This is a genomic window from Leptospira venezuelensis, assembly GCF_002150035.1.
In the GTDB taxonomy this organism is placed as follows: domain Bacteria; phylum Spirochaetota; class Leptospiria; order Leptospirales; family Leptospiraceae; genus Leptospira_B; species Leptospira_B venezuelensis.
In genome coordinates this window covers 968,171-984,593 of the sequence record NZ_NETS01000010.1, presented here as the reverse complement: position 1 = coordinate 984,593, position 16,423 = coordinate 968,171, and the positions used below count along the sequence as shown (strand labels likewise).

17 protein-coding genes and 1 tRNA gene are annotated in these 16,423 nt (G+C 38.4%); 12 read left to right on the top strand and 6 right to left on the bottom strand.

The features are described from left to right. Position 1 precedes the first annotated feature (1 nt). From nirD to B1C82_RS11785, 5 genes are all read left to right on the top strand, one after another. A complete protein-coding gene (nirD, locus tag B1C82_RS11805) occupies positions 2-367 on the top strand; it encodes a nitrite reductase small subunit NirD (protein WP_086447755.1) in 366 nt (121 codons plus the stop codon). Between the two features lie 4 nt (positions 368-371). After that, on the top strand, positions 372-1,154 hold the full coding sequence (gene cobA, locus B1C82_RS11800) for a uroporphyrinogen-III C-methyltransferase (protein ID WP_086447754.1): 783 nt from the start codon (positions 372-374) through the stop codon (positions 1,152-1,154). 43 nt (positions 1,155-1,197) lie between these two features. Further along, positions 1,198-2,112: a bifunctional molybdenum cofactor biosynthesis protein MoaC/MoaB gene (gene moaCB / locus B1C82_RS11795; RefSeq protein ID WP_086447753.1), complete on the top strand. Its 915-nt coding sequence runs from the start codon at positions 1,198-1,200 to the stop codon at positions 2,110-2,112. Beyond that, positions 2,109-3,305, top strand: a complete 1,197-nt coding sequence (locus tag B1C82_RS11790) for a molybdopterin molybdotransferase MoeA (protein ID WP_086447752.1) — start codon at positions 2,109-2,111, stop codon at positions 3,303-3,305. Before moaCB ends, B1C82_RS11790 begins: the two co-directional genes overlap by 4 nt. Positions 3,306-3,416: 111 nt before the next feature. Then, entirely contained in the window at positions 3,417-4,883 is a 1,467-nt protein-coding gene (locus tag B1C82_RS11785) for an NADP-dependent isocitrate dehydrogenase (protein WP_086447751.1), read from the top strand. 1 nt (position 4,884) lies between these two features. Here the strand turns inward: B1C82_RS11785 and B1C82_RS11780 are convergent, their stop codons facing one another. The 3 genes from B1C82_RS11780 to B1C82_RS11770 form a co-directional block, all read right to left on the bottom strand. Further along, positions 4,885-5,295 (bottom strand): response regulator, encoded by a 411-nt coding sequence (locus tag B1C82_RS11780; RefSeq protein WP_086447750.1) that lies wholly within the window; start codon positions 5,293-5,295, stop codon positions 4,885-4,887. Next, complete coding sequence (locus tag B1C82_RS11775; RefSeq protein ID WP_086447749.1) at positions 5,279-7,192, bottom strand: PAS domain S-box protein; 1,914 nt, start codon at positions 7,190-7,192, stop codon at positions 5,279-5,281. The genes B1C82_RS11780 and B1C82_RS11775 overlap by 17 nt, the downstream gene beginning before the upstream one ends. Positions 7,193-7,525: 333 nt before the next feature. Further along, entirely contained in the window at positions 7,526-7,759 is a 234-nt protein-coding gene (locus B1C82_RS11770; protein ID WP_086447748.1) for a ferredoxin, read from the bottom strand. A gap of 102 nt (positions 7,760-7,861) precedes the next feature. Here B1C82_RS11770 and B1C82_RS11765 point away from each other — a divergent pair, with 102 nt between their 5' ends. The 5 genes from B1C82_RS11765 (at position 7,862) to B1C82_RS11745 (ending at position 11,602) form a co-directional block, all read left to right on the top strand. After that, entirely contained in the window at positions 7,862-8,443 is a 582-nt protein-coding gene (locus B1C82_RS11765) for a hypothetical protein (protein WP_086447747.1), read from the top strand. Continuing rightward, on the top strand, positions 8,433-9,986 hold the full coding sequence (locus tag B1C82_RS11760; RefSeq protein ID WP_086447746.1) for an FAD-dependent oxidoreductase: 1,554 nt from the start codon (positions 8,433-8,435) through the stop codon (positions 9,984-9,986). Before B1C82_RS11765 ends, B1C82_RS11760 begins: the two co-directional genes overlap by 11 nt. An 80-nt stretch (positions 9,987-10,066) precedes the next feature. Next, positions 10,067-10,156, top strand: a tRNA-Ser gene (locus B1C82_RS11755). 24 nt (positions 10,157-10,180) lie between these two features. Next, positions 10,181-10,411 (top strand): DUF2905 domain-containing protein, encoded by a 231-nt coding sequence (locus B1C82_RS11750; RefSeq protein ID WP_086447745.1) that lies wholly within the window; start codon positions 10,181-10,183, stop codon positions 10,409-10,411. Between the two features lie 9 nt (positions 10,412-10,420). Next, complete coding sequence (locus B1C82_RS11745) at positions 10,421-11,602, top strand: pyridoxal phosphate-dependent aminotransferase (protein ID WP_086447744.1); 1,182 nt, start codon at positions 10,421-10,423, stop codon at positions 11,600-11,602. 12 nt (positions 11,603-11,614) lie between these two features. Here the strand turns inward: B1C82_RS11745 and B1C82_RS11740 are convergent, their stop codons facing one another. Beyond that, the gene (locus B1C82_RS11740; protein ID WP_086447743.1) at positions 11,615-13,213 is read right to left on the bottom strand and encodes a 7TM diverse intracellular signaling domain-containing protein; all 1,599 of its coding nucleotides are present in this window, start codon (positions 13,211-13,213) and stop codon (positions 11,615-11,617) included. 344 nt (positions 13,214-13,557) lie between these two features. Between B1C82_RS11740 and B1C82_RS11735 the strand changes: the two genes are divergently transcribed. Continuing rightward, complete coding sequence (locus B1C82_RS11735; protein WP_086447742.1) at positions 13,558-14,040, top strand: nuclear transport factor 2 family protein; 483 nt, start codon at positions 13,558-13,560, stop codon at positions 14,038-14,040. Position 14,041: 1 nt separating this feature from the next. Further along, positions 14,042-14,863, top strand: coding sequence for an RNA polymerase sigma factor (locus tag B1C82_RS11730; RefSeq protein ID WP_086447741.1), 822 nt, complete (start codon positions 14,042-14,044; stop codon positions 14,861-14,863). Between the two features lie 21 nt (positions 14,864-14,884). Here B1C82_RS11730 and B1C82_RS11725 read toward each other — a convergent pair whose 3' ends face one another. Then, entirely contained in the window at positions 14,885-15,880 is a 996-nt protein-coding gene (locus B1C82_RS11725; RefSeq protein ID WP_086447740.1) for a M14 family zinc carboxypeptidase, read from the bottom strand. An 80-nt stretch (positions 15,881-15,960) separates the two neighbouring features. Further along, a complete protein-coding gene (locus B1C82_RS11720) occupies positions 15,961-16,422 on the bottom strand; it encodes a hypothetical protein (protein WP_086447739.1) in 462 nt (153 codons plus the stop codon). Position 16,423 lies beyond the last annotated feature (1 nt).

Genomic DNA, 16,423 nt, shown 5'->3' with positions numbered 1-16,423 from the left:
AATGAATACAACTACAAAAGAACCTGTTTGGATACCTGTTAGTACAGTTAGCGAATTTCCGGATGATGGTGGAGTTTGCGCCAAAGTTTACGGAGAGCAAATTGCAATCTTTCATTTCAGTTCAAGAAACGAATGGTTTGCTTGTGAGAACAAATGTCCTCATACGGGAGACATGGTTTTAGCGAGGGGAATGATTGGCGACTCTCAAGGAGAACCAAAGGTTGCATGTCCAATGCATAAAAAATCTTTCTCTCTTAGAACCGGTGCTTGCATCAGTGGAGAAGAATATTCCGTAAAAACATATCCAGTTCATATCGAGGACGGAACAGTTTATATTGGGATGGAAGACCCGAAAACTCAGGGTTAAGAAAATGAATTCATCCGCGGGAAAAGTATATTTAGTAGGTGCTGGTCCGGGAAATCCGGATCTTCTCACAGTTCGCGCAGTAAAACTTTTAAGAAAAGCAGATGTAGTTTTATACGATGATCTAGTTTCTGCTGGAGTTTTAAAATACTGCAAAAAGTCTGCAGTCTTAGAATACGTAGGAAAGAGAATTGGACAACACAGTTGCCTTCAAACGGAGATCAATCAAAAATTAGGAGAATATGCTAAACAATATTCTAATATAGTTCGTTTGAAAGGTGGCGATCCTTCTATTTACGGAAGAGCGGGAGAAGAAATAGAATATCTGGCTTCTCTTGGCATTGAATGTGAAATTTTAGCAGGAGTTACAACTGCTTCCGGAGCTGCTTCCAGTTTAGGAATTCCGCTCACTCATAGAGACTATGCAAGAGAAATACTTTTCTTATCTGGCCATAAGAAGACTGGGAAAAACCCGGAAAGTTTTGAAGATCTAAGCTTAGAAGGTAAAACAGTTTTGGTCTATATGGGACTAAATAGTTTGGAAAGTATCCGGGAGAATTTGTTGGAATCCGGAAACTCTGGCTCAACTCCAATGGCATTCATAGAAAATGCCACACTTCCCAACCAAAGATTGGTTTTGGCAAATATAGATACTTGTTTAGAAAAAGCGGAAGAATTCCAGATCAAAACGCCTGCGTTGTTGATCTTCGGAGAGATCGTGAACTTTTATACTGAGTTACAGAGGTTAAAAGAAGAAGGTAAACAGTTAATTTACTCGCAGTTTTCCTAAGCAGAATTATATTGATTCCTGCGGATTCCCGCTAAGAGGAAGCATGAACGATATTACCGGAAAGAAAACAACTCTTCGAACTGCCCAAGCAGAAGGTTTTGTATTCTGCAAACCGGAAACCATCATTAGGATCAAAGAAAATACTCTTCCTAAGGGAGATCTTTTTGGAGTGGCAAAGGCAGCTGCACTTCTTGGCTCCAAAAAAACTGCAGAGCTGATCCCTCATTGTCATCCTGTTTCCATTGACTCCTTTCAAATAGAATTCGAAGTTCTTTCGGAAAAAAACGCAGTCAGGATCTTAACTACCGCCAAGTCGATCGGAAAAACCGGTATAGAAATGGAGGCTTTGACAGGTGTAAGTGTGGCTTCATTAGTGATTTATGATTTATTAAAACCTATCGATAAAGAACTAGAAATTTCTTCCATTCGCCTTTTAGAGAAGAAGGGAGGCAAAACAGATTCTCAAATCACAAAATTTGCCGCAGGTTCCAAGGCAGGCATCTTGGTTTGCTCTGATTCTACTTTCCAAGGCAAACGAGAGGATGGATCCGGAAAAGCTATTTTAAGTCTATTAAAAGAACATGATGTAGAAACTGTTAAATCAGAAGTCCTGCCAGATGAACCGGAGCAGATCAGAAATAGAATATTAGAATGGTCTAAATTAGGTTTAGATCTGATCGTCACTACAGGCGGGACAGGACTCGGGCCAAGAGACAATACTCCTGAAGCGATAAAAGAAATTTTAGAACAGGAAATCCCGGGAATTGCAGAAGCAATGAGATCCTTCGGTCAAGACAGAACCCCATTTGCAATGTTATCCAGATCTATCGCGGGCAGGATTGGAAAAACAATAGTAGTATCTGTTCCAGGAAGCACGAATGGTGCTACGGAAAGTTTACAAGCAATTCTTCCAGCAGTATTCCATGCTAAAAAAATGATGAGAGGAGAAGGACATTGATCTCTGTCCAAGAGGCACTGAAACTCGTAGAATCTTCTGCTAGTATTTCTTCTTTTGAAAATACGAACTTGGAAAATTCTCTCGGGAAAGTTCTGAGAGAAAAGATTTACGCAGACAGAGATTATCCTCCTTTTCATAGAGCCACCATGGATGGATTTGCTCTTAAGTCAGAAGGTTTTTCAGAAGATAGGATCTATTCTTATACAAGAGAACTTCATGCAGGAGAATCCTTTCAGTTAGAAAGCGGAGAAGAAGCCATTCGTATCATGACAGGCGCTCCTGTTCCAGATGGCTTCGATCTAGTGATAAAGATAGAAGACTCAGAAGATTTAGGATTTTCTAATGGAAAGAAACAAGTTCGGTTTCGGACAGAAAAATCCGGCTCCTTCTCCAATATAGCGATCCAAGGAGAAGATCTAAAGCAAGATCAGGAAATTTTAAGAGAAGGGACATTAGTCAGTGCTTCAGTTCTTTCTTTGCTTTCCTCCTTGGGGAAATATTCGATTCAAACTTCTAAACTTCCGAGAGTGAGGGTGATCTCTACAGGAAATGAGATCGTTGGTCCGGGAGAAATTCCAAAACCTTGGCAAATCAGAGATTCGAATTCTTACTCTATCCGGTCTTTATTACAAAAATATGGTATAGTTCCGTTATCTGTGGTGCGAGCTGGAGATGATCCTATTCTTTTGGAAAACGCAGTATCGGAAGGTTTAGATTCAGATCTTCTTATTCTCTCTGGAGGAGTTTCTATGGGAAATCTAGACCTGGTTCCTAAAATTCTGGAAGCTTCGGGTGTGAAGGAAGTTTTTCATAAAGTTAAGATCAAGCCTGGAAAACCGATTTGGTTTGGTAAGAAGAATGAGCAGGCGGTCTTTGGTCTACCTGGAAACCCTTTCAGTGTTCAGGTTTGTTTTCGGATCTTCGTGGAAGCATATATCAGAAAATTTTTAGGACATTCTTCGGAAAAACCTATCTGTATGCCTTTTGCAGGAGAAAGAAAAAAGAAAAACAAACTGACCGAGTTCTTTCCGGTTTCTTATGAGACCAAAGGCCAAACATTTTTATCAGAAAAGAAGTTTAACGGAAGCGGTGATATCCGCGCAGGAATTTTTTCGGATGGACTAGGAGTCCAATTTTCGGAAACGGAAAGTCTGAAAGAAGGGGATCTGTTGGAATTCTATTCATGGACCTAATCCAGATTGACTTAAAGCACCTCTTCGATTGAAATAAACCTAATGAACAAACGGATTGTAGGAACTCCTACAACAAATGCGGATATTCAAAATATTTCGCCGGAGGTCGGTATGAGCTCGAAGAAAAAAATCGCTGTTGCTAAAGGAGATGGGATTGGTCCGGAAATCATGGACGCTACCCTTAGGATCTTAGAAGCGGCAGGTGCGAGCATCGAACCGGTCTTCATAGATATCGGAGAACAAGTCTACAAAAAAGGCCATAGCGCAGGAATAGAACCGAGTGCCTGGGATATTCTTCGCGACACAAAAGTATTTTTTAAAGCTCCAATCACAACTCCTCAAGGAGGCGGTTACAAAAGTTTGAACGTAACCGTTAGAACCACCTTAGGATTATTTGCAAACGTTAGGCCTTGTATATCACTTTATCCTTATGTAGATACTAAACATCCTAAGTTAGATGTAGTTATCGTAAGAGAGAATGAAGAAGATCTTTATACTGGTATAGAACATAAACAGACTTCCGATACTGTCCAATGTTTAAAATTAGTTTCAAGACCAGGTTCCGAAAAGATCATCCGCTATGCTTTCGAATACGCTAAAGCTTATGGCAGAAAAAAAGTAACTGTTATGGTTAAAGACAATATCATGAAACAGTCTGATGGATTATTTCATGATGTGTTCAAAGAAATTGCAAAAGAATATCCCGATATAGAAGCAGCAAGCGAGATCATTGATATAGGTGCTGCCCACTTAGCAGAACGACCTCAGGCTTACGATGTAGTAGTTACCTTAAACTTATACGGAGATATCATTTCAGATATTGTAGCCCAGGTAGCTGGCTCAGTCGGTATGGCTGGATCTGCAAATATAGGAGAAGTTGTCTCAATGTTTGAAGCAATCCATGGGTCTGCACCAGACATCGCAGGAAAAAATATCGCAAACCCAAGCGGATTGATCAATGCAGCAGTGATGATGTTAGTTCATTTAGGACAACCTGATATCGCCGCAAAGATCCAAAACGCTTGGTTACTCACTATCGAAGAAGGAATTCATACCGGAGATATATATAAAGCTGGGGTAAGCCGCATCAAAGTAGGAACGAAAGAATTCGGAGAGGCAGTGATTGGAAACCTTGGTCATCTTCCAGAAAAGTTCAAACCAATCTCTTTTGGAAAAGCAAAAGCAATCCACATTCCGGAATACAAAAGAAAAGCACTCCAAAAAGAATTAGTTGGTGTGGATGTATTTCTAGATTGGGCTCCAGGAACTTCTGAAGAACTCGCTAAAAAACTAAGTGCAGTTGCCGGAGATCTGAAACTCAGAATGATCACGAATAGAGGAGTTAAAGTTTATCCAAATGGTGCTCCAGAAACTTTTTTAACAGATCATTGGAGATGCAGATTCGTAAATCCGGAAACTCCAGACACTGAATCTGGAGATGGTTTTATAAAGATCCAGTCTGAACAGATAGCAAAATTATTACTTAGAATTTCAGAAGCAGGATTAGACAGTATCCAAACGGATAACTTGTATAAGTTTGAAGGAAAAAGAGCATTTTCCTTAGGTGGTGGAGAATAAATTAAACTTGGTTTGTGAGGATTTTTTTAAAGGAATCCAAAGACACAGGTTTGATTATATAATCTTTTACTAATGGAATTTCCTTAGCTCTTCTGAGATCCGAATCGTCGACGGAAGAGCTAACCATATAGATTTCAGGCTTTTTGCTGAGAGCGTGCACGAAATTTGCATACTCATCCAAAAATTGCCAACCATCCATAAAAGGCATATTAATATCTAAAAATATAAAGTCAGGGATGATATCCGGCTCACTTTGATGCTCTTTCAGGAAGCTAATCGCACCTTCTCCATCAGGAAATACTTTTAAACTTTCAACCGCGCCAGTCTTCTCAATGGTTCTCTTAGCAATCTCGACAAAGATCGCGTCGTCATCTACGAGTAAAAGTTTCTGTTTTTTATATAGCGAATTCATTTGCTTTTGAAAGATGAATTATAAACTTCGTGCCCTGTCCGGGAGCACTTTCCACATGGATTTCTCCGCCCAACGATTCTATTTGATTTTTGGTCATAAACAGACCCAAACCTCTTCCGTCCGTGTTTCGATGAAATCTTTTGTGTAATTTAAAAATTTGGTCCCCATGTTTATTTAAGTCAATTCCTAAACCGTTATCTTGCACTTCCAAAACGTGATTTCCGCGAGACCAATATGTCCTAAATCGGATCACTGGATGGGGGGATTCACTTCTATATTTCAAAGAATTAGAAAGTAGGTTTAAGAAAATACTCTCTAGATAGACTGGAGGGTAAACTATAGAAGGAGATTCCGAAAAATCTACGATGATTTCGGCATCACATTCTAATATTTGACCCAAAAACATGGCCTTTACTCTTGAAAATACTGATTCAAATAAGATTTCTTCGGAGACAATCTTCGGGCTTTGCCTTATTTTAATAACTTCAACGATTTCGTTTAATGTAGTAAGTAATTGGTCAGAGGTGGTCTTGAGATAGTCCATGTATTCGACTCTCTCTTCTTCAGTTTCAGCCTCTTCTAGAAATTTTACCAGTGTAGAGATATTTCCGATAGGAGATCTCATATTATGGGACACAATCTGGTTAAATTCCTCGAGTTGAGAGATCCTTTCTTTTAAATGAGTGCCTACTGATTTGAGCCTAGCATTTTTTTCTCGTAAAATATTTTCTAAGATCCTTTTTCTGGAGATATCTTGGATCTGAGAAACGATGAACATTAGTTCTCCCGAATCTTTTCTTACAGCAACTCCGGTGATAAACACCCAGACTATATGTCCTTTTTTATGGATGTATCTCTTTGCGAATTGAGCGCTATCTCTTTCTCCATCAATTATTTTGCGAAATGCTTCTGCACCGACGTTCAGATCTTCTGGATAAGTAACATCTTGGAAAGATTTGAAAAGAAGTTCATCTGGTTCATATCCTATCATCTTAGCAAAGGATTGATTGAGTTCCAAAAAGTGCCCATTCCTATCTAAAAGTATGATCCCATTGCCGGAACTATGAAATGCTTCGGAAAATTTTTTCTCACTTAGACGGATTTCTTCTTCTACCAATTTAGAAAGAGTAATGTCCTGCATCGCGCCGTATACTCCGACGATCCTACCATCCGAATATGCAGGTTTACCTTGGGTACGAACCCAGATCACTCTTCCGGTCTCTGTAACCATTCTATGTTCCACAGAGTAAGTCTCGCCTTTTTGATAGACTCTTAAGTTATTCTCTCTTAGTTTTTCCATATCTTCGGAATAAGAATATTTTTGATAAACAGTATCTCTATCAATTCCAAGAGAAGGATCTCTTTCTAAGATCTTATATATTTCAGAAGACCAATATAAATTGCCGGTTTCAATATTGGATTCCCATGCTCCTACCTTTGCAAGTTCAGCCATGATAGAAGAGAATTTTTTCTCCTGCTGCAAACTTTCCGTCAGTTGCACCTGATCAGTAACATCTCTCGATGTTGTGTTTAAATGAGTGACTTTTCCTTCTTTATTTTTAATTGGCTGAGTCAGGGTTTGGAACCAAACATAATCGCCATTCTTTTTTAAAAAACGATATTGGGTGGCGACTGTAGGTTTTCCTTCTTTTGCTGGATTATGAGAATCCTTCAGAATACGCTCTCTATCATCTGGATGAATAAAATCGTAAGGATTACGTCCCAACATTTCTTCAGGTTTAAAACCGGTAAGAATTTCAATGGCAGGATTTACAAAAAGATAGATTCCTTCTGGATTATGGAGGCAAATCAGTTCTCGACTGGTTTCGATTAAGATCCGGTACAAATCTTGGTCTTGATCCAATTTGGTTTTTTCCTGACCCGGTCTTTCTTCCATAAAATGCAAGAACTTGCTCTACTAACTAATACATATAAAGACAGCTTAGACGAGTACATTGCGAATAAAAAAGAGCCAAAATCCTAAAATTCTAAAGGCTTTCTTTTTACAAAATGAACTGATCTAAAGATTTCAAATTTTACTCGAGTCTAAACTTTTTGCTTTAGAACGAGCGGTCTGCTTTTAATGATTTGGCTCCTGAGAAGGAGCTTTTTTCGCGTGGGCTTTATCTTTTTTATAAGAATTTAAATAAGATAAATAGATTAGAAAAACGTAATTTAACTCTTAAGCGAAATTTTTCGACCTATATTGTTCGAAAAATTTCAGGCTGGTTTACTCTCCATCATCTCCGATCGCTTCTACAGGACAGATTTCCATAGCTTTGCGAGCGGCAACGGCTTCTTCCGGAGTGGTAGGCTGTTTATGAAAATATACCTTAGACTCATCGTCGGTATACTTCAAAAGTTTAGGGGCCTCTTCCAAGCAGTCATTACAAGGGACACAGCTGTTATCAATATAGAATTTGCCCGGAACATTTTCCGGAACTTTGTCATTCTTATCTGCCATGATTACTAAGGATTATCGAACGTTTGGAACGTCAAGTTGGTTTTCTATATAGAGTGGATAGGATAGGATTGACAAGTCCAAGAATCGAAGGAAAACACTGCAATGTCAAATTCAGTCCCGCGTTTTTCCCGCAGAACATTCTTGAGACTGGGACTCGCCGGTTCAGGAGCTCTAGTACTGGGAGGGTCTATTTGTATCCTAAACAGATCTTCCAGACAACTACCTAAGGCACTGTTCTTCTCCGAGTCAGAACTGGAGACTCTAGCTGCATTATCAGAAGCTATTCTACCTGAAGCTGCCAACGCTCCGAGCTATAAAGAAGCAAAGGTATTGGAAAGATTAGATGAAGAATTTTATTTCGTAGATCCATTCTTATCCGACGACTTCAAAACATTAATAATGGTTTTAGAGTATCTCCCATTCTTTTATTGGAAGTTTTCTAGATTCTCTAAACTATCTTTGGATTCCAGAAGAGAGTTCTTATCCGAATTGAATCATTCAGATTCTGATACTGTTCGTGTAGTTTGGGCAAATTTGAGAATGCCAATTTTCCTAATGTACTATGGACATGAATCTACTTTTAAAGCAATTTCGTATGACGGACCATTTTTAAATCCTCCTGAGAAATTAAGCGAATCTAGAATCTATTATCGCAAATTAGCAGGAGGTTCCGATGTCGGGTAAAATTCACGAATGGAAAAATTTGGGCGAGTCTAAAGAGATCCGCACAGAAGTTTTAGTAATTGGAACAGGTTGCGGAGGTGCAACCGTCGCCTACGAGCTAGCTAAAGCTGGGAAGAAGGTAACCTTGATCGAAGAAGGTGGTTACTATCATACAGGATCATTCGATAATCATGAATTAAATATGGCTGGTAAAGTTTCTGCAGAAAGGAACATGGCTACCACGGCAGATGGAACAGTAAATATAGTTTATGGAAAAAATGTTGGCGGGGCTTCCGTTCATTATTGGGCAGACAGTTATAGAACTCCTAAAGACAGATTAGAACTTTGGAGAGATAAATTCGGAATATTAGGTCATGGCTCTGAGGATCTAGAACCTTTTTGGAAAGAGTTAGACGACACACTAAATGTTCATCCAGCCAAAGAAGAAAATTACAATAGAATGAACCAATTGGTTCGTAAGGCTTCGAAAGATTTAGGATGGGAAGGAAATCCAGTCCCGCAAGCTAGAAAGAACTGTCAAAAATCCGGACATTGTATGCAAGGATGTATGTTCGGAGCAAAACAAAGTCAGCTTATCACTCATATTCCGATGGCAATGGCATTGGGCGCCGATCTTTATGCGGATACTAAAGCATTAGAATTGGAATTCGAAGGGGACAAAGTAGTCGGATTAGAAGCAGTTGTGATAGACAGACCTTCTCAAAAAGAATCCGAAATTAAGTTACGCTTCAAAGCAGATACAATCGTTGTTGCAGCAGGAGGATTTGGAAGTTCTACCTTTCTTCTAAAAAACGGACTGAAGAGAAAGTTACCCGCACTAGGAGAATTTTTAGCGATCAATCCTTCTCCATTTGTTCATGCGCTCTATAAAGAATCAATTGTCCAGTGGAGAAATATTCCATCTGCATATGGAGTAGAAGAATTTAGATTAGCACGTTATGCAGGAGGAATATACAGAGAAGGTGGATACCTAATCATGGCAAACCAATTGCAACCAGGAGCAATAGGTGCGTTAGTTCCGGGTTTCGGAGCGGAACATTTCGAGATCATGAAAGAACTTCCTAGACTTGGAGGTACAATAGGTTGGATAGATGATCCGGATACAGAGTTAGGAAGAATAGAGATCAAGTCCGGTGGAAAAAGAGAAGTTCAATACAGCTTCGGACCACTTACTAAAGAGATACTCAGAGATTGTATTCGCAAACAAGTGATCTTAAACTTTAAAGCGGGCGCTTACAAAGTAATCCTTCCTGATCTAAAAAGAACTGTGCTGACTAAATCTGAAGAGGTAGGTGTTGTAGATTCACTTCCGTTGACTCCTGCTTCTATGGCAATGGCAGCTCCTCATCCTGCTGGAGGATGCAGAATGGGACTGGATCCTAAAACTTCAGTCGTTGATTGGAATCATAAGGTGCATGGAATTTCGAATTTATACGTAAGTGATTCCAGTGTATTTCCTACTGCAGTTTCTGTGGATCCAAGCTATACGATCATGGCATTCTCCAAAAGAGCCGCCCAATTTATTTCAGAAAAGAAGGCCTGAACTTCTGCTCTTAACTTTTGGATCGAATCTCCTTGACCGGACCGCTCATTGGAAAAACATCGTAATCGCAACCAAGAACCGGAGAGGTGTCCGAGCGGTTTATGGTACTTGCTTGGAAAGCAAGCGTAGGGTAACACCTACCGGGGGTTCGAATCCCCCCCTCTCCGCCAGTTCTTGTTTCCAGTGGATCTAATATGGAACCGCTAGGTAAAACATTTCTTTGGATCGGGGCATTCTTCCTGATTATTGGGGCCATTATCATTTTCGGCTCCAAAATTCCGTTTATCTCGTCTCTCGGAAATTTACCAGGAGACATCAAGATCGAAAGAGAAAATTTCAGATTCTATTTTCCTTTCGCAACTTCCATTCTAATCAGCATCGGACTTTCGCTTCTTCTGTATCTTTGGAACAGATTTATACATTAAGAAAAACTTATGAATCTGGAAAATACTCCTCGCTTCAGCGATCGATTCGAATTTATCTCCGGAGAGAATGATCTATACTCTCTCTTAGAGTCCTTTAAGAAATCAGGAGAAGATTGGATCGATCTTACGATTTCTAACCCAACGAAAGTCGGACTTGTCTATCCAAGAGAAGCAATATTACATTCTTTGGAAAAGCCGGAAAGTTTGGAGTATGATCCAGATCCTAAAGGGACTCTTCTTGCCAGAAAATCGATCGTTGCTTACTATAAAGAAAAAGGTTATACAATCTCAGAAGAAGACCTATTTTTAACGTCCTCTTCCTCCGAAGCATATTCCTATTTAATAAAGTTATTATGTAATCCCGGCGAAGAAGTTCTAATCCCGTCTCCAGGATATCCACTCTTCGAATTTTTATCCTTATTAGATGGAATAGAATTCAATTCTTATAACCTGGATCAGAAAACAGATTGGAATATTGATTTTGAAGACTTAAGCTCAAAGATCACTAATAAAACTAAGATCTTATTCTTAGTGTCTCCTAATAATCCGACAGGAAGCCTACTCACTTCGGAAGAATTCGAAAAACTAAAAGTCATTTCTAAAACTAAAAAGATAGCATTGGTTTTAGATGAGGTATTTTCCGATTATCTACATGAAGAAAATCGAGACCAACTCGATTTCTTTCATACAGATTTTCCGGTTTTTGTTGTGAACGGGGTCTCCAAGATACTTGCACTTCCGCAGATGAAACTTTCCTGGATGCATGTAGGAGGTCCAACAAACTGGAAAAAAGAATGTAAAGAAAGATTAGAAATTATTGCGGATACTTATCTTTCTGTAGGAACTCCAATCCAGCGTGCTCTTCCTGAATTATTCCAATGGAGAAACATGATCCAAAGTCAGGTTCTGAGAAGAATACGCAGGAATCTTCAAATTCTGGATAGTTTCCATTCTTCTCATCCTAAAATTGCCTATACATCTCCTAAAGGAGGATGGTACGGGATTTTACAATCTTCATCCTTCTTAAAAGATGAAGATTTTTCCTTTAGATTATTACAAAAAGAAAAAGTACTAGTCCATCCAGGTTCGATGTTCGGATTCGATGAAGATTCAGGAAATATTGTGATCAGCTTAATCTCTGAAACCGAATTATTCCAATCGGGTCTCAAAAAAATTTCAAACCTTCTCTAAGTTTTGATAGAGCTATAAAATTGCTTTCTGCACAAAACTTTTATATTGTTTCGGAGTAAGTCCGGTTGCCTTCTTAAACTCAACATTAAAAGAGGTTTTAGAACCAAAACCAACAGCAAATGCGATATTTAGGATGTTGTCTTCAGTATCATTTTTCAGAAGACGTTTAGCTTCTTCTATCCTTTTAGAATTTAAATAAGCAGCAAATCCCATTCCAAGCCTTGAATTTAGTAGTTCAGACAATTGGTGAGTACTTAATCCGATCTTAGAAGCAAGCATCTGGATAGTAACTTCTTCCTCTGCGAATAATTTTTCTGTGCTCATCAGATGTTCCAAAGCATTCAGAGATTCATCCACATCCACTCCTGAAATTTTAGAACGAACATATCTAGGTTTATTTATGAAACCACTTAAGGTCTCTACTAAACTATTTCTTTCTTCCATATTCTGAGAATACTTTTGAATGATATTATAAAGTAAAATGAGAAGGTCAGCAGGAAAGAATAGTGGCACTGAATACACAGTAAAAAATCCGTATTCTAGGAATCCCATATAGTAAAAAATACTAATGTATCCAAAAGTTAGATACATTCCCCAAGAAACCAAAAACAGGTTTAGTTTCCGGTTTCCCCGCCCGCGAAGATAAATTCCTGAAATCAAGATCAAAGGAATTGAAATGGAGTATATAATCTCATTCGTTAATGTGAGATACGCAATTGTATCCATCGTAAATATTAGCGGAAGTGTAATGCTCAGAATAATGGAAAAAAAGAATAAAAGCCTGTCTACCCAAGGCAGAAAGATTTCCGTTTCCAAAAATTTTCTAATGAATTGAAATCCAAAGATCCCACCTAAATTAAAGAAAAAATAATTCACTTTTTCGGTCCAAAGCGGGGAATCTTCCCAAAAAAGTTCTATCGCATTTCCGTAATTTACGTCGTAAGAAGCCCCCATACAGAAAACATAGCAGGTATATAGTAGAAATTCCTTATATTCAGTTGCTCTATAATACAATAAAGCAACTAGTATAAGCATCCCGTATAAGCATGCAGAAAGTGAGAAAACTCCTGTTTCGAGGGCCAGATTGGCTCGAAGGCCTGCCTCATCCATAATATCGATTGGAAATGACATAATGGATTCTGATTTGATTCGAATTATAAATTCTTTTTCTTCTCCAGGCTCTCCCTGCAAGAGCAAGGTTGGATAGAGAACATTCTTAACAGGCCAATTACTTTTTGATAATGTATCTCCAACTCTCTGTATTGGAGTTACCCCATTTGGGGTATATAATTCTGCTAAATCATGAGCCTTCCATCGAATTACTAAGTAAAGATTTTCACGAATTTCTTCGCGAAATCGAATTCTGAATTTTAACCAATACGATCTTTTAGAAAAATTGAAATTTAAGGCGTTTGATCTAGTTTTTTTCCAACCGTCGTTTTGATTTATCGGGGGAGGAATATTTTCAGTATTTGTTTTTTCCCAAAGATAAAGTTCGGACGTAATGTTTTTATTATGTTCGTTTGTTTTTAGACTGAACGGAAGTTCTTTGGCGAAGATGGAACCGAAACTCGAAATTAGAACGAGAAGAAAAAACGAAATTCGGATCATGCGTTAAAAAAACATTTTTTCGTAATTCAATTAGGTGCAAACAAAAAACGTTCGTGTATATAATTCCGAACGATTTTCGATTCTATTTAGTATATTATCGAATTGTTACTCTCCAGTATGAGTTATTACTTAACTCATATACGTTAACTGGAGTTTACATCAACGCCAATGTGGCGTTTTCTATTCGCCTTGCCTCGGACGAGTTTAATCCGCTTGTCCGAATAATTTTCAGGCCCGCTTTTTAGCGGGCCTTTTTTTATCTTTTTCCAAAATTCTTCCGAAATCCAGTCACAGCAAAGCTGCAAATTCGATCCTATTATACGAATTCAATAAAGGATATTCATATGCATCCAAACGAAGCCAAAATTAGAGACTTTTATAAAAGTTTTCATTCAAGAAACTCTGCAAGTATTGCAGACTTTTATTCACAAGACGTTGAATTTTCAGATCCTGTATTTCCTAAATTAAAAGGTGGAGCAGTATCAGGAATGTGGTCCATGCTCTTAGAACGAATGGATCCGAACGCAACAATCGAATTGGTAGAAGCAAACGCTAGCGCAGATACAGGAACTGCATACTGGGTAGCAACCTATCTGTTTTCAAAAACAGGAAGAAAGGTCCAGAACCATATTCGTTCCGAATTCCAATTCAAAAACGGAAAAGTAGTTAAACAAAAGGATAGATTTCCTCTCTGGAAATGGACCAGAATGGCTTTAGGCGCTCCCGGAGTTCTTTTGGGTTGGTCACCTATAGTCCAAGGAAAGGTGAGATCAGAAGCAGCCAGAAATTTGGAACATTATCTTAGGAGAAAAGGAATCACAGCTTAGAATGGAAAAATCCGTAACCATACAAGACGAGTTTACGGATACAATCCGAATCGCCCTAGAAGGAAGACCTAGGGCGATGGAAATTCTTTTGGAAAAGATCCAAGATTATATTTTTAATCTTTCCTTAAGAATGTTATGGGATCCTCAAGAAGCGGAAGACGCTACTCAAGAGATCTTATTTAAAATTTCTAATAAACTTTCAGGATTTAGATTCGAGAGTAAATTTACTACTTGGGTATATTCTATCGCGAGCAATCATCTTCTCACCATCAAAAGACCGAAAAATATTGTATATTTAAGCAGAATACGTCAAGAATATCTGGCAAAACCAAACTTAGTTTCCTTAGAAGATCAGGTAGAAGACAAAATCTTAGAAGAAGAGATCCGATTCGGATGTGTACACGCAGTTCTTTTAAAATTAAATTCCGCAGATAGGATAGTATTCGTTCTGTCTTCTGTCTATGGTATGAATAGCGAAGAAGGAGCCGAAATTTTGAGTATCAGTTCCGAAAACTTTCGCCAAAAACTTTCTCGTTCCAAAAAGAAACTATCCGAGTTTTTATCCAAAGAATGCGGGATGTGGATCGATAATAATAAGGCTTGTCCATGCATAGGGTTGTCAGGACATCTTTTAGATCGGAATCGAGATAATGTTTCTTTCTTTACCGAACTGAAAAGACTAAAGAGGAAAAATCCTAGTTTAGAAGATTCTAAAGTATTAGAACATTTAAAAGACCTAGATCGACTTGCTTGGATCTATAAAAGCCAAGGAGTTTATGAAACTCCTAAGGAAATTTTAGAAAAACTGGGACCTTCTTCTTAATATCCCAAAAACATTAAAGATCTACTGATTTCCTGTCCAATCCTTAGGTTTAGTCAGACCTAACCGCACAAAATCCCTTAGAAAACCTCTGTATCTAGTAAGAACTTCGCTCTTATTATGCTCGGCCGGTCTAAATATTCCTTTTTTGGAAAATAACTTCATAGGTTCTTCTTTGATATCGGACCAAGTACCTACTTCTAATGTTAAAGGAAGAAATTTAGAACTCCAATTCTCTTGTTCAAAATATAATTCTTGGTAATGATCATAAAATTTGTCCCAAAGATCTCCATGAGTTGTGTAACTCTCGCTTTGAGGACCATAAGCAAAATTGATATGGCCGCAATGATCTTTAAAATGAGAAGCGATCTTCTCGTACAAAGCAGTATCGATACAAGGCCTATGAGTATAAGCATAAGGCCACCAAACATTATCCACGGTTCCGAAACCTGAATGTAAGTCCAGAACGGGCAGAATAGAATCTTTTACATGGAAAAACTTTTCGAAAACAGTTCTAGAGAGAGTTCGAGATTCAGGCTCCAATCCATACCCTCGAAAATAAGGAAGTTTATTAGAAAACTTTTGTCCTCCAAAGAATGGAAGAGGTTTCTCCGCATCTATCCCTGAGTTTCTCATCAGGTCTACTCCACCGGGATTCGACCTAGTCTTAGCGGCAACTCCTCCAGGGTTTACAATCGGAATAACAATTAATCCTAATTTACCTTTTTTTAATTCAGGAAGAAAACCGGTAGATTTGGGACTAATGATATATTCCAAAAAATCGATCAGGATCTGGATCCCTATAGTTTCCAATCCATGTACACCTGCAGTGATCCCTACAGGATGTTTTTCTAAACCTTCTTTGGTTCCTATCTCCAAACTATAGATCGGAAAACGAAAACCTTCATTTGTTCTTCTTGAAAAACCTGCTTGGTTAATTTTTACGAGTTTACCACCCAGTTTTGCAATCCTGAGTAATCTTTTCTCGTATCGATTCAGTCTTTTGATACCTCTGAGCAAGGTTCGCCTCCGAAAATTCAGATCGTATCTTTAGTCCACGGATGGGTTTATAACCCTGGTCTTTTTAGACCTTTATATTTTTATTCTTTAGAGTTTTGAAGAGTTTGTAACCATTTACAATCTTCCGAAAGTTCAGAAACTCCTTTTTTGATCAAAGAACAATCTGCTTCCGTTGCTGCTTTCAAACAAGAGATCGTCTTATCGATAACCAATTTAGGTTCTTGAGCAGCCAATATATATACTTTAGATTCTTTAAATTTTTCTAAACAAAAATCTTTTCTTAATCTTTTTTCGAGGATTGCTTCCGAGTCTGGCTTTAAGGTTTTCATGTCAGTATCTGCACATTGTCTGACCTTTTCACAATATTTGGAAACCCATGCGAATCCGTTAGAATTCTCAACACCATTCTGATCCGCTTTCCATATGGATTCTAGCGCAGCCGGAGCCTTTTTCTTTTTGGAACAGCCAAATGAGAAGACTGCTCCCGACAATACAAGAATCAGCCCTAAAGGAATTACAGTTTTATTTATTTTGGAGATCATT